This window comes from Paenibacillus intestini, from assembly GCF_030803945.1.
Classification (GTDB): Bacteria; Bacillota; Bacilli; order Paenibacillales; family Paenibacillaceae; genus Paenibacillus; species Paenibacillus polysaccharolyticus.
The window spans coordinates 544,806-558,760 of record NZ_JAURUN010000002.1; the positions used below are offsets into that span (position 1 = coordinate 544,806).

12 protein-coding genes, 1 tRNA gene and 1 riboswitch are annotated in these 13,955 nt (G+C 44.8%); of the genes, 2 read left to right on the forward strand and 11 right to left on the reverse strand.

Annotated features, from left to right (window positions below):
* Positions 1 to 72: 72 nt before the first annotated feature.
* The 8 genes from J2T16_RS07595 to J2T16_RS07630 form a co-directional block, all read right to left on the reverse strand.
* Positions 73 to 888 (reverse strand): alpha/beta hydrolase, encoded by an 816-nt coding sequence (locus J2T16_RS07595; protein WP_499018067.1) that lies wholly within the window; start codon positions 886 to 888, stop codon positions 73 to 75.
* Positions 889 to 915: 27 nt separating this feature from the next.
* A complete protein-coding gene (gene gtfA / locus J2T16_RS07600; RefSeq protein ID WP_499018192.1) occupies positions 916 to 2,385 on the reverse strand; it encodes a sucrose phosphorylase in 1,470 nt (489 codons plus the stop codon).
* On the reverse strand, positions 2,375 to 3,352 hold the full coding sequence (locus J2T16_RS07605; RefSeq protein ID WP_336122318.1) for a carbohydrate kinase family protein: 978 nt from the start codon (positions 3,350 to 3,352) through the stop codon (positions 2,375 to 2,377). Before J2T16_RS07605 ends, gtfA begins: the two co-directional genes overlap by 11 nt.
* Positions 3,353 to 3,471: 119 nt before the next feature.
* Positions 3,472 to 4,443: an alpha/beta hydrolase gene (locus J2T16_RS07610; RefSeq protein WP_336122317.1), complete on the reverse strand. Its 972-nt coding sequence runs from the start codon at positions 4,441 to 4,443 to the stop codon at positions 3,472 to 3,474.
* A 192-nt stretch (positions 4,444 to 4,635) separates the two neighbouring features.
* Positions 4,636 to 5,628, reverse strand: coding sequence for a substrate-binding domain-containing protein (locus tag J2T16_RS07615; protein WP_154983988.1), 993 nt, complete (start codon positions 5,626 to 5,628; stop codon positions 4,636 to 4,638).
* Positions 5,629 to 5,714: 86 nt separating this feature from the next.
* Positions 5,715 to 6,539, reverse strand: coding sequence for a carbohydrate ABC transporter permease (locus tag J2T16_RS07620; protein WP_154983989.1), 825 nt, complete (start codon positions 6,537 to 6,539; stop codon positions 5,715 to 5,717).
* The gene (locus J2T16_RS07625) at positions 6,539 to 7,420 is read right to left on the reverse strand and encodes a carbohydrate ABC transporter permease (protein ID WP_090924368.1); all 882 of its coding nucleotides are present in this window, start codon (positions 7,418 to 7,420) and stop codon (positions 6,539 to 6,541) included. The genes J2T16_RS07620 and J2T16_RS07625 overlap by 1 nt, the downstream gene beginning before the upstream one ends.
* A 116-nt stretch (positions 7,421 to 7,536) precedes the next feature.
* A complete protein-coding gene (locus J2T16_RS07630; protein WP_154983991.1) occupies positions 7,537 to 8,883 on the reverse strand; it encodes an extracellular solute-binding protein in 1,347 nt (448 codons plus the stop codon).
* 368 nt (positions 8,884 to 9,251) lie between these two features.
* Here J2T16_RS07630 and xynC point away from each other — a divergent pair, with 368 nt between their 5' ends.
* Positions 9,252 to 10,937: a glucuronoarabinoxylan endo-1,4-beta-xylanase XynC gene (gene xynC / locus J2T16_RS07635; RefSeq protein WP_154887411.1), complete on the forward strand. Its 1,686-nt coding sequence runs from the start codon at positions 9,252 to 9,254 to the stop codon at positions 10,935 to 10,937.
* Between the two features lie 192 nt (positions 10,938 to 11,129).
* On the opposite strand, the gene J2T16_RS07640 is transcribed toward xynC, so the two are convergent.
* Positions 11,130 to 11,214 (reverse strand) — tRNA-Leu (locus J2T16_RS07640).
* 199 nt (positions 11,215 to 11,413) lie between these two features.
* Entirely contained in the window at positions 11,414 to 12,367 is a 954-nt protein-coding gene (gene pelA / locus J2T16_RS07645) for a pectate lyase (protein ID WP_244159453.1), read from the reverse strand.
* 375 nt (positions 12,368 to 12,742) lie between these two features.
* A riboswitch (cyclic di-AMP (ydaO/yuaA leader) is annotated at positions 12,743 to 12,874 on the forward strand.
* A 5-nt stretch (positions 12,875 to 12,879) separates the two neighbouring features.
* On the opposite strand from pelA, the gene J2T16_RS07650 reads away from it, so the two are divergent.
* A complete protein-coding gene (locus tag J2T16_RS07650; protein WP_145412618.1) occupies positions 12,880 to 13,344 on the forward strand; it encodes a C40 family peptidase in 465 nt (154 codons plus the stop codon).
* A 138-nt stretch (positions 13,345 to 13,482) separates the two neighbouring features.
* Here J2T16_RS07650 and J2T16_RS07655 read toward each other — a convergent pair whose 3' ends face one another.
* Positions 13,483 to 13,812, reverse strand: coding sequence for a carboxymuconolactone decarboxylase family protein (locus J2T16_RS07655; protein WP_090924755.1), 330 nt, complete (start codon positions 13,810 to 13,812; stop codon positions 13,483 to 13,485).
* Between the last annotated feature and the right edge of the window lie 143 nt (positions 13,813 to 13,955).

Below are 13,955 nucleotides of genomic sequence, written 5' to 3' on the forward strand. Positions count from 1 at the left end.
TCAACCAGCCCCTGAACAGTCGCTGATGACACACGACCCCCCAGAGGCTTGGTATAGATCTATGATAAACGCTTATTCGTTAGGCCGTCTGCCCTGTCCTGCCCATTCCAGTGCAAGAGCGATATAGACATTCCAAAAATCCCAGTCATGCACCCCCGGACTCTCCGTGTAGGTCACAGGAACATGCTCACGTTGCAGGAAATCCCGAAAACGTTGATTCACATCCAATAAAAAGTCCTCGGTGCCGCAGGCCATATAAATGTCAGGGATCGACGCGCCCTTTTCCTTTAACTGCATCACCAAAGCTTCCGGATCTTTATCACTACCTTGCAGCTGGCTCAGATCCCCGAAAACCCGGCTGAAGTATTTATAATCCGCTACTCCGTCAGAGTAACCCGGCTGCGCATTCGCTATTTTGTAAGGTAGAATCGCCGAGGAGAGTGCAATGATGCCACCGAAATGCTCCGCATATTTCAGACCATTCCGGATCGCACCATACCCTCCCATCGACAATCCGCCGATATATGTGTCCTCACGGCGCATAGAGAGAGGAAATAACCCGCGTGTGAATTCTACCAATTCCTTGCCTACATATTGTCCGTAAAGATCCCCCTTATCTTCATCATCCAGATAAAAATGATTTTCACCTGCCGGCATAAACACAGCGAACCGGTGCCGGTCAGCAAGCTCGCGAATACGCGAGAAGGTGATCCAGTCCCACTGGCTGCCAGAGTATCCATTCAGCAGGTATATAGACTTCAGCGGCTCCTGTTCGTTCGCTACTTCGGACTGACCCGGAATGACAGGCAAGTCTAAAGGTAGCAGAGCATTAAACGATACCTCTCTGCGCATGCTTTTTGAGAAAAAGTTCACCTGTACTGTAGCCATTTTAGCAATTTCCTTCCTGATTATGGTTTAGATCCGATAAGCTTCGAGATGCCCTGACGGGTCCGTGTAGTGTATCATGGATTGATACGTTTGGAGGTCAACCGTCAGACTGCACTGTTGCCCTTCCAGCTTCCAGTTCAGACAGAGCTGATTATCCGGAGAATCCAGAACGCTGAATTCGCCCTGAAAAGCCTGATGGCTGTTGCGGAAACGGATCAACTCCATAAGACGCTGCACCACTTTTTTGTCCAACTGCTGCTCGATATCATCCATTGTGTAATTCTGACGATTAATCTCTCGACCTTCACCCGTTTCGGCTACCCGTGCCAGATCATTCTTCCCGGCGAACAGTCCGACATAATAGACCTGGGGAATGCCTGGTACAAAAAACTGAATGGCACGCGCAGCCAGATAAGCATCATCATCCTCGTTCAAAGCACTGTAATATGTGCACCTGATCTGATGCACGTTGAAACCATCCTCTGACTTATGTTTATCTGACAGAATCAAGCTAAGGTTGGCTCCCCGCTCCAGACAGATATCCACCAGCCGCTGCGCTTCATCTGTGCGTATCAGTCCATCAAGATCGGGCTTGACCGGAATGCCGTCATGACAGTCCAGCATGGTGAACTGATTGGCAGGTCTGTCCGCCAGATAATGACGTAATTCCCGGCTTGAGCGGTTGACTAACGTCTCCAGCACCCGGTATGGCAATATAAAATCATAAATCCAGCAGCCAAAATCGGCCAGTTTGTACTGTACACTGTAATGGGCGTGAACCTCCGGCAACAACTCGATCTCCAGTTCGTCCGCTAGTGACTTCACCCAGTCAAGGAAAACGTAAATATCCGGTTCAACAAAGAAACAACTGGTCCCCAGCTTCTTTATAACATAACCAACGGCATCCAGTCTCACAATTTTGACATTGTTACTTTTGAAGTTCTCAAAAAATGAACGCAGCAGTTGCTGTGTGATCGCCGCACGTATATCCAGATCAATCTGCTCTGAGGGGTCTGTTTTGCCAAACGTTGTCCATACCTTCTCCTCTTCACCGCTCTCATGGATTTTAAACGTAGAGTAGGGTACCTCACGACGCAAAAACATCTGGTCAATATCCTTCTGCACAGGCACTCCATCCGTCCAAACCTTATCCAGAGTCAAGAAGAGATCGGCATATTCGGATGATCGGCCTTTCAGCAGAAAATCCTGAAAATAAGGCGACTGCTGTGAAATATGGTTAACCATCAGATCAACCAGTATATCCGTATGTTCGCCTATTGATCGAATGTCATCCCATGTACCGAAGGCAGGATCAATCTCCAGATAAGTTAATGGAGCGAATCCACGGTCTCCTGATGAAGGAAAAGGCGGCAGAATGTGCACGCCTCCTGTAAACAGACCAGCCAGTTCGTTCTGAAGCAAATGATTCAGTGTACTCAGATTGCCACCAAGCGAATCCGGATAGGTAATTAACTGAACCTGATTTTTAAGCAAAATGCTCCCCCTCTTCCAGTCCATACTGTTCTCTGATTGCCCCCAGAGCTGGCAGTTCTACAATTGCACCGTGATACTTCAATTTGTACGCGCTTACAGCAAAACCCGATTTTAATGCTTCCTGAACTGTGTAACCTTTTACCAGACCTGTATAGAACCCTGACCAGAACGCGTCACCCGCTCCTGTAGTATCTACAACCTTCGTTGCACAGGTCGCAAATTCCACTGTTTCTTGACCATTCGAAACCAGTGCTCCCTCTTCACCTAACGTCAGAATGACCAATCGTGCCCCTAACGCTAGAAAATGTTTCAGATGTTCCTCGGCAGATGCTTCACCAAAAAGACGATCTGCATCATCCTTGGAAGGTTTAATGAAATCCACCTGCGGAATAATCGATTGCACATAAGCCGCACCATCTTCTCCCGATTGCCAGATCATCTTATGGAAATTGGGATCAAAACCGATCAATACACCATGCTTCCTTGCTTCAACAATAACCTTTTCAATGGTTTCTCTGGCAGGTTGGCGAGATAACGGCCAGCAAGAGAAATGAACGATTTTGGAATTGTGAAGCCATTCCACGAGAGTTGCCTCAAATGATAGTTGAAAATCAGCCGCCCGATAGAAAATCGGGACAGGTGTACCCTTGCTTTTGCTAACAACAACCATGCTTGTCGCTTCATTAACGCGCCGAACCCCGCGAGTATCCATGCCCGCTTCACCCAGACGATTCAGCAGAAAAGTGCCGAATCCGTCCTCCCCTACAGCTGAGACGATATGCGAACGGATACCCAGCCGATTGACATTAATGGCAATGTTGGAGGGTGAGCCTCCAACAAAACGCGTATACCCGTCAGAACCCAGATGATCACCATATTCATTCGATATCATGTCTACTAACAGTTCCCCTATGGCCAAGAGATCATTGAAGCGATCCTCCAGTTTCATCCGTTCATCCAGCCCAATCATCCTGATTCCTCCCTGAACCAATCACGGTATTCATTCAAAAAGCTGTCACCTGACTGACATGACTCCTTTATTGTAGGGCTATCTGCTGTACAATACTTTCATTAAGACGATCACTTTTTTCAAAAATCAGAGGTTGCCCTCTCCGGTTCACGTTTTAACGCCTGAGCTAAACGCTCAATATACTCCGTTCGAATCAGCTGACTACTCTCTGCCTCGGGAGCAACATGCTCTGAAGCATGATAACACCCGGGATACAAGTGAAATTCAACCTTAACTCCTGCTCTGGACAGACGAGACACATACTCTAAGATCTCATCCCGGAACAGATCCAGCTCACCCACGCAAATATACGCGGGCGGCAGGCCTGTAAGATCGGTAGCAAGGCTGGGAGAAGCATATACAGGAACTTCAATGTTAAATTGGTGTCCGAGATACATCTTCCAGGCCGCTACATTATGCGCCCGATTCCATATCGAAGGATGTGTCATCTCATAGCTGGACGATGTGCCATTCCGATGATCCAGCATCGGATACAGCGGTAGCTGAAAGCACAGTTCAGGACCTTTGCGATCTCTTGTTAAAAGGGTGAGGGCTACCGCCAGCCCCCCTCCTGCACTGGCTCCCCCAACGGCGATACGCTTCAGATCTATGCCTCGTGCTTCGGCTTCTTCTGACATCCATTGAAGTGTGCTATAACAGTCCTCAAGCCCTGCAGGATAAGGATGTTCCGGTGCCAATCGATAATTCGGAGAGACAACGATGCAATCTGCTCGAATCGCAAAATCCGTACAGAGCGGGTCATCCCCCTCTGGACTTCCCAGAATCATTCCTCCCCCATGAATCCATAGCAGTGCCGGCCTCTCTTGTGTATTCTCACGTACAGGTGTATAAATGCGCAGCTGCAGTTCGTCTCCATCCGATCCTTGAATATATTCATTTACGATTTGAACTGCGTCTGAAGTCTGATCAACTTGTGATGCATTCAGATCTGCATTTGTACGTGCTCTCATCAGGTCTTCAGGCAACTGTATAACCTCAAGTCCTAACAGACCCGCCCTTAGCTCCGGTGCAACCCTGCTCATAAAATCCATTCTGTATCCCCCTGTCTCGATCCAATGTTTAATTAATGAAGCTATAGTCATGAACGATATAAGTTGAACAATCGATATATACAAGAACATTATTACAAAAAATATAATGAACAAAGATATGCTTACACCTTATATATCAACCGGTTGACATATATAGCAAACAAGAAGAGTGCTTTCTTGAAAGCACCCCTTCTATGTCGTTTCCCGCTCAATCAGCTGGACTGGGAACAGGTTTGTACCCGAAGCAATTTCTTCTCCCTGAATCTGTTGTAGAACCAAGCCGATGATTCGTTCAGCCATCTCCTGTATTGGCTGCCGTATACTACTCAGACGTGGACTGAGCAGAGAAGCGATTTTCACATCATCATAACCGATAATTCGCATATCCTCAGGGATACGTTTTCCCGCCTGGCGAGAAGCCTGCACAGCTTCAGCAGCGATGACATCACTGCTCGCAAATATACCATCAACGGCTGGATGCTGCTCCAGGAAGCCTATGATCTCCTCTTGAATCTCCTGCTCATCCCCGGCTGAAGCATCCAGTTGCAGATGAATCGGTTCAAGTCCTGCATGCTGCATCACGGCTTCATATCCTTGTGCTCGGCCATTTGCCAGCAAAGCGACATGGTGTGGCCCTCCAATCCCTCGATAGAGAAAGGCTGGCTGGCTGCAATTTTTATCAAGGAGTAGCTGCGTAGCCAGCCTGCCCCCCATCTCGTTATCCGAAGAAACGACCGGAATGTTGTCGGCCACTTCACGATCCAATGAAACAATCGGAAGATTCAGATTCAGGTAATGCTGTACATCAAGAACAGAACTGCCTGTAATGATGGCATCCACCTTGTTTTTTTTCAACATATCAATATATTTGCTTTCTTTACTAACATCTCGATTGGAGTTGCACAATAAAAGCTTATATCCAGACTTGTCCGCATAATACTCCAGATGATAAGTCATCTCACTGAAAAAAGGGTGGGATACATCTGGAATGATCAGACCAATCATATTCGATTTTTTACGAAACAAAGCTCTGGCCATCTCGTTGGGTTGATAATCAAGTTCTTTCATTACCCGATAGACCTTTTCGCGCGTTTCTTCGCTAATGTATCCTCTATTATTTAATACGCGGGACACGGTTGTAACCGATACTCCTGCTTTTTTGGCAACATCATCAATCTTGGGCATAACCGTTAACCACCTTGCTCTTTTTAATCCATTATAAGCTTAATCGTTTTCCATTTCACTCCAGTTCACTTCTTGGTACTTCAGTGCTATTTCAGTGCCCCCTCTGTAATCCCCTTGATAATCTGTTTTTGCAGAAGCAAATACATGATCAGTACCGGAATAATCGTCATAATCAACCCAGCCATGAGCGGCGCATAATCCACTGAATAGGACGAGAAGAAATTGTACGTAGATAGTGGTAATGTTTTGTGCTCCGGCGATAACAGCACCAGGCTTGGTAGCAAGTAGTCATTCCAGATCCATAACACATCCAGCACAATTAATGTCACAAATACCGGCCTTAACAAGGGAAGCACAATCTGGAAGAACGTCCGCATACGCGAACTCCCTTCGATAAAAGCAGATTCTTCGAGTTCATAAGGGATACCCTTGATAAATCCATGGAAGGTAAATACGCCAAAAGGTACACCGAAACCCAGGTACATAAACAGCAAGGTTATTTTGGAGTCGAGCAGACTCATATTGCCGTATAACATCACCAGTGGGATCATTAAAACTTGAAACGGTAGAGCAAGTGAAGCCAGCATCGCATAGAAAAGAATGCCATTCACACGCCATTTAAAACGAACAAACAGATACCCGGTCATCGATGAGAAAAAAAGAATCAGCAACACGGAGCCGACGGTAATCAGCAACGAGTTCAGAAATCCATCCAGAAAATTCATATTCTCAAATGCACTGACATAGTTGTCCAGTTGAATTCCCGTTGGCAACGATAACGGATTTTCTACGAACTGCTGGGTCGATTTGAATGAGTTCATAATAATCAACAAAAACGGCGTGAGAAAAAGAAACAGCAACACGTATAGCAGTATTTTTTTCAACGAAGGAAGGAATTGGCGGATCGACATCAGGACTCGACCTCCAATCTCTTCAGCAGATACGATTGCGTCAACGCAATAATGGCGACTACGGCGAAGAGCACCACAGCCTCCGCTTGGCCGACCCCGTACTGGTTAGACAGAAATGCCTTTTGCACGATATGATAAGTCGCGAGCTCCGTAGAGTTAAACGGCCCTCCTTTGGTCAACGCAAGGTTAATATCATAGGTCAGAAACGAACGGGAAATCGAAATAAATACACAGATCACAATGGCTGGAATGGTGAGCGGTAACATGATCCGGCGTATCGTTGCCATGCGGCTTGCCCCATCGATGCTGGCAGCCTCGAGCACATCATTCGGAACCCCGGCAAAGCCGGCAATATAGATGATCATGAGATAACCAATCAACTGCCATGACGTTGTGATGACGAGCGCCCAGAAAGCTGTGTCTGTATTGGTTAACCAGGATGTTTCAAACCAGGACCAGCCATACTTTTGCCCTAAGTAAGGAAGTACTTGTGAGAACAAAGTCTGCCAAAGATATCCGAGAATGATGCCCCCAATCAGATTGGGTGTAAAAAAACCAGTGCGAAGCCATTGCTCGCCTCTCCCACCACCCGTCAGCACAAGAGCAATAAAAAAAGCAGCAGCGTTTGCGATAATGACAGTGAAAAATACATATTTAAGGGTAAACCATAATTGAGTCCAGAACACGGTATCCTGCCAAACCGCGATATAATTGGATATACCAATAAATGTGTTATCCCCGGTACGAACATCCCAATTGGTGAATGTAAGGTACAATCCAACGATAAACGGGATCACAACCACTGCGAGAAAAGCGACAACGGAAGGAGCTCCAAACAGTAAGAAGGTTCCCGCATTTCTCATCCGTATTTTTCTATCCATGTTGACCTCCTGTGGTTCCCTTGGTAACGGCTTGACGAAAGATTTGATGAACGATTGGAACAATGGAGGATGCGCCCCCTGTATGGATGCACATCCCCTTTCGAACGTTTATAATTCTATTTTCCTGCCTGACTAGCCCAGTAAGCTTGCACTTCCTCTGCCAGTCCATTTCGATCAATTACACCAGCCAAATATTTTTGCATAGATGCACCCGTCTTTGCCCAATAATCCTGTGGTAAATAATTAATCACACTGATATTCAACACTTTACCTTGGTCTACGTAACTACTCACTGCTTCAGATAAAATGTTACTGCTTTTCACTTTGACGTCTTTGTATGGCAGTGCCAACCCCATTTGCGCTACAATCGCATCCTGCCCCTCATCACTCGTCACCATCCACTGAATGAATGCTTTGGCTGCAGTCTGTTGTTCTTCCGTAGAACCTGAATTATCAATAGCAAAGAGTTTCGGTTCACTGTAAGCTACTTGAGTATTTCCGTAATCTTCAGGGTTGTTGCTAATCGGAACAGGGATAATGCCAAACTCTTTGTCGCGGCCTTCCAGATTACCTATAACAGCCCATGTCCAGTCACCCATGAAATAAAAAGCCGCATCTCCTTTGGCGAAATCCGTACTATCCTTGGTGTAATCTGCCACGAGTGGATCTTTACTACGTGCGTTGTATTTTTTCAGCAGATCGAAGGTATCGATTAATCCGTTAAATGCAGCATTGTCCGTGAGCTTCGCAGTTCCATTTTCCAAGTCCTTCACGAACTTACGATTGTCTTCCACGTTGCTCGATTGAAGAGAATAGGTAAGTCCCAGATAATGCGCTCCAAGTGACCAGTCTGCGCCATGAAGCATGACAGGTGCTTTGCCAGTCGCCTCTACTTTTTTGAAAACAGCTTCCAGATCGTCACGAGTTTTAATGCTGTTTGGATCAAAAGAGCCACCCATCGCCTCTTCTACAACCCGTTTATTGTATAAAAGGCCATACCCCTGTGCTGTCCAAGGGATACCCAAAAACTGACCATCCAGTAGCGCTCCATCTACCGCACCAGGCTTCGTTAACCCTTCATACGTTGACTTTTCCGAATCCAGATTGAGGAATTTGTCTTTATATTGCAAGATTGTGCCTGCATCCAGATTGGCAATTGTTGCCGGATTGCCTGAAGCAAGCAAGGATTGGAACTTCTCCAGCTGCGCTCCACCAATCGGGGTAGGAATAAGCTCAATGGTTACCTCAGGATGCAGCTCATGATACGTCTTGAACAATTTCTCAAAAACACCGTTGACTTCTGCGGATGTGTTAAAAAAGGTCAATTTCACCTCTTTTGAAGCCTCTCCAGCCTGTTTGTCAGAGCCCTTTGCTGAAGAATCCGTTGTTTTACCCGAGGAACAGGCGGTAATGACCAACATCAGTATCAATACGCCAACAAACGGTACCCACATCTTTTTCATTTCTTAACTTCCCCCCTGATGTTTGTTATGAATGCGTTTACATTTTGAATACAGCTTTATCATAAACGCTGATGATTCAATATGTCAACCGGTTGACATAAATTTTAAACAGCGCTGTTATCCTATGAAAATAGCATTCGAGTCAAAAAAACATAAAAAATTACAAACAACTGCAATATATCGGGTATTTTTTACAGGAATAATATAGTAGAATTTACAAAACAAATCCTTTTTTTTGTCAAAAGATCTATCCCAATCGTTTCTGAGAGGATGTGATGCCTCCCTTTTCGAAGTTATGCCGAGAAATTTATTTTTCTTGTCCAGGCTTTCGCAAGTCACTTATATTGAGGAGAGTGAACACATTGAAGATGAAGTTTAAATTTAAAAAATCAGTCAACCTGTTGTTAGCCTGCTTAACTGCCCTCCCCCTAATGTTGACTCCAACCAACGTATCTGCAGCAAGTGACGCCAACATCAACTTATCCTCGGAAAAACAAGTAATCCGTGGCTTTGGTGGTATCAACCATCCGGTTTGGGTTGGTGACTTAACTGCAGCACAACGTGAAACCGCTTTCGGAAATGGTCAGAATCAGCTAGGATTCTCTGTACTCCGAATCTGGGTAGACCCGAACCCCAATAATTGGGCTCTTGAAGTTGCTACAGCCAAACGTGCGATTGAAAAGGGAGCTATCGTTTTTGCCTCGCCTTGGAACCCTCCAAGCAGCATGGTTGAGACGTTTAATCGAAATGGTGATACCAATGCTAAGCGGTTACGTTATGACAAATACGCTGCTTACGCACAACATCTGAATGACTTTGTAACATTTATGAAAAATAACGGCGTGAATCTGTATGCCATATCCGTTCAAAATGAACCGGATTATGCCCATGACTGGACCTGGTGGACTCCACAGGAAATCCTGCGTTTCATGAAAGAAAATGCAGGTAGCATCCAAGGTACCAAAGTCATGGCTCCAGAATCCTTCCAATACCTGAAAAACATATCCGACCCAATCCTGAATGATCCACAGGCACTTGCTAACATGGACATTTTGGGAGCGCATTTGTATGGAACACAGGTCAACAATTTTGCCTATCCTCTTTTCAAACAGAAAGGAGCTGGCAAAGAGCTTTGGATGACCGAAGTGTACTATCCAAACAGTGACAACAATTCCGCTGACCGCTGGCCGGAAGCCTTAGACGTCTCCTACCACATGCATAATGCCATGGTTGAAGGCGACTTCCAAGCCTATGTATGGTGGTATATCCGCAGGCAATATGGACCAATGAAGGAAGACGGTACAATCAGTAAGCGCGGATACAATATGGCCCATTTCTCCAAATTTGTTCGCCCAGGCTATGTCAGAGTAGATGCTTCCAAAAATCCGGATACAAATACTTACGTGTCCGCTTACAAAGGTGATAACAAGGTCGTCATCGTAGCCATTAACCGCAGCACTTCGGCAAAAAGTCAACGCTTTGTGTTGCAAAATGGCAATGCGTCCACTGTATCTTCATATGTAACAGACAGCAGTCGTAATCTGGCAAGTCTTGCACCAATTAACGTTTCCAATGGCGCATTCACAGCTCAACTCCCAGCACAGAGTGTAACAACATTTGTTGCTAATATTACTGGCGGCAACGGTGGCGGCAATGTAGGCACGGGCACCACATATGAGGCCGAAACAGGAACAACACTTACGGATGCAGTCATTGAAACAGCTTATCCGGGCTTCACCGGTTCTGGATATGTTAACTTCAACGCTTATACAGGCTCCGCAATCCAATGGAATGATATCAATAACACAATCACAGGCACCAAAAATGTAAAGTTTCGTTACGCTTTGGAAAGTGGTACGCGGACTCTAGATATTTATGTTAATGGCACAAAAGTACTCAGTAATGAGCCCTTTACTCAAACAGGAAGCTGGTCTACTTGGGGTGAAAAAACAATTCAAGTACCTATGAATTCAGGTACGAATACACTCCGAATCGTAACAACAGGTACAGAGGGACCCAACATTGATAACATTACGGTGACAGCAGCATCATAAGTTATCTAATTCTAAACCTTTTTCTTTTTTAGCTGGGCAAAAAGTAGCCAAGCTCCCATGTGGAATAGACCTAAGTTGCTCTACTCGTCTATTTTGAGACAATACTGTAATTAAAGACTGTTGATTGTTCTTTATATCATTAGATAGAAAAAGACCTCTTAGGCTATTGCTAAGAGGTCTTTTTCTATCTAATGCGGTCGAGAGGACTCGAACCTCCACGGGGGGTTAGCCCACACGGACCTGAACCGTGCGCGTCTGCCAATTCCGCCACGACCGCATATATTGTATCTTTCCAACTAATATCGGCGACAAGAAATAATATACCACGCGTAGTTTAACATGTCAACAACTATTCATCACCAAATAAGTGCGAAACAGATATGTATCCGATTCGCACTTATCAGGCCTGCTTCAGATTAAGCTTATATATCCGTAAGTAGTGGACTTATTAGAAAATTGGTTAAATAAACAATTTTCTACAGCTTGGACGGCCAGTTGCCGTACCATGCATAACCGCCTCTTCTTTCCTTTTCTATATCGCTCAGCTTATATTTCACAACGCCATCACGTCCCACAAAGATCGGTTTGTCCGTACCGAGTTCATAGAAACGTGCCCAAATCGGTGATGCACTGGAATCAGCAATAATTCGGCTATCCCCATTCGCTCTCTCATACCGATATCCTGTAATTTTCACTTTATTAAACCAGGCTTCGGCACCTTTGATAGATGCAGTGATTCTTGAATTAGCCGGTCTCGTTTTCAGAAACTTCACAATGTTCACGCTTTCACCTGCCGTTAATGAAGGCACTTCATAGATTCTGGCTCCCGCAGGTCTAAGTGAACTGGAATCATGCTGTTGTCCCCAGGCCGTTAACTTCCCACCGGATACCACCTGGGTATTCAGGATAGCATCGACTCCTTTGGAAACTGCATTTTTACTGCGATTTGCAAGAGAACTGTCGATAAAGGAGAAGTTCCCCTTACGTCCTGCGACTTCATCAAGCATGTACATCACATTAATCATCGCATCATCATTATAGGTAATATGTTTATGATAGCCGGAACTTTGATAGACTTGAGGCCAACCGCCATTGGAATACTGCATATTAAGCAAAAAGTTGATGCCCTTGACCGCTGCAGCAGAGTATCGCGGATCATTTGTTTTTTTGAATTCACTTGCTAGCCTTCTGATTTCTGAGTATGTAGCTTTGTTATCGATCGTTGATTTGGCCCATTCACCTGACGTCTGACTGTAATCTTTTCTCCAGCCTCCATCGGGGCGCTGATTCTTTAAGATATCGGACATACTCGCCGTTGTACCGGAAGCATCAGCTGCCGATACGGTCGGTACAGGAAGGATAGCCATTCCCGCTACGGAGAATACCATAGAACACGCCAGTACAAATGTTACTAATTTTTTTGCTTTCACTCGACAACACTCTCCCCATTCACAAATTTGATTACTTATATCACATATATTCCAATGAAAACAATTTAAATACAAATTATGTATTTAATATGGTTATAATATGCAATAAATATATTTTTGTCAATATATGCAACAAACCAAAAAAATTTGTTAAACAGAATGGTTTCCTTTTTAGCTCATAACAATCTTGTTTATTATCCAAGTTCTCTCATATGAAACACAAATGACTTTTTTGTAATCTTTAACTCCCTAATTTCAACAAAATGATAACTAAAATCGATAATTCCGCTAACATTGAGGCTAAATGAACACCTTTAAACAGGTTTGACAATTACGCATTTATGCAATATAGTTTCAAATAGTTACAAAAACTTAATTATTCATTTGCCGAGTTTCAGGATTGAAAACGGGGGAACCATTTTGGGTGAATTATTCTTATACATAGGAAATATAGGGAACCTTCTACCGAACCCTTAGCTAACTCCGTAGGCATCGAAGGGAGAACATTGATTTTGAAAAAACTGATTATTTCCATTTTTGGGGCTGCTGTACTATTTACATCCGGGGCAACAAGCACAGAGGCAAGCACAATTAATACGATGGTTAACAATATGACAGGCATCCCGTACAAATGGGGCGGCACAACCATGGCTGGCTTCGATTGTTCCGGGTTTATGAGATATCTTTTCAACAAATATAGCATTGAGCTCCCTCGCACGTCGCAACAACAAGCGAAAGCCGGAACACCTGTCTCCAAAGCAAGCATTCGTACAGGAGATCTGGTCTTCTTCAACACAACAGGTAGAGGCATCTCACATACAGGAGTATACATCGGTGGAGGTCAATTCGCACATGCCTCCAGCAGCAAAGGTGTCAGCATCACCAAGTTGTCCAATCCGTATTTCAGTGATCGTTATGTAACCGCAAGACGGGTGACAGGTCAATTTATGTATAACAAAATGTTGGGTAAACTTTAATTGAATTTAAAGAACGGGGAGTAGCCTTTGGCTACCTCCTTACAGTAAAGAAAGTAAAGATGAGCTATAAAAAAACAAGGTCATACGCCTCTATTAAAGAGGTGTATGACCTTGTTAATTTTTGTTTTGCTTCATCCACTAATGGAGCGCCTTCTGCACCCTCATTGCTCCCTGTGACAGAGCATGTCCGCCGCCCACTGCACCAGCGACAGCTACCGTCTCCATGATTTCCTGATCGGTCGCTCCCTTGGACCGGGCTTCCTCCACATGATAGAACGTGCACACTTCGTTATTAGCAAACAAACCGATACCTAGCGCAATTAACTGCTTGGTTTTGGCATCAAGCACACCCGGCTGGAAGCATTCTCCCGTAAACTCATGATATGATTTCACCACATCGGGGAGAACGTCGCTTAATGCGCCAATCTGATCCTTATACGCATGAACTTTATCATTCATCAATGTCATGACTTGCAGCACACCCTTTCGGCTGTAAATACAGCGAATTGTTCCACTGTACCTATCTTCTCTCGCGTGCGTCGCAAATATGCCTGTTCCTGATGGTAATTCCAAACATTTGGTGTAGCAGACATTCTCTTAGAAGGAGCTCC

Excerpts from the sequence above, each read along its gene's own strand:
- J2T16_RS07595 (WP_499018067.1), bottom strand. The coding sequence starts at position 888 with ATGGCTACAGTACAGGTGAACTTTTTCTCAAAAAGCATGCGCAGAGAG.
- J2T16_RS07605 (WP_336122318.1), bottom strand. The coding sequence starts at position 3,352 with ATGATTGGGCTGGATGAACGGATGAAACTGGAGGATCGCTTCAATGAT.
- J2T16_RS07610 (WP_336122317.1), bottom strand. The coding sequence starts at position 4,443 with ATGGATTTTATGAGCAGGGTTGCACCGGAGCTAAGGGCGGGTCTGTTA.
- J2T16_RS07615 (WP_154983988.1), bottom strand. The coding sequence starts at position 5,628 with ATGCCCAAGATTGATGATGTTGCCAAAAAAGCAGGAGTATCGGTTACA.
- J2T16_RS07620 (WP_154983989.1), bottom strand. The coding sequence starts at position 6,539 with ATGTCGATCCGCCAATTCCTTCCTTCGTTGAAAAAAATACTGCTATAC.
- J2T16_RS07625 (WP_090924368.1), bottom strand. The coding sequence starts at position 7,420 with ATGGATAGAAAAATACGGATGAGAAATGCGGGAACCTTCTTACTGTTT.
- J2T16_RS07630 (WP_154983991.1), bottom strand. The coding sequence starts at position 8,883 with ATGAAAAAGATGTGGGTACCGTTTGTTGGCGTATTGATACTGATGTTG.
- xynC (WP_154887411.1), top strand. The coding sequence starts at position 9,252 with ATGAAGTTTAAATTTAAAAAATCAGTCAACCTGTTGTTAGCCTGCTTA.
- J2T16_RS07655 (WP_090924755.1), bottom strand. The coding sequence starts at position 13,812 with ATGACATTGATGAATGATAAAGTTCATGCGTATAAGGATCAGATTGGC.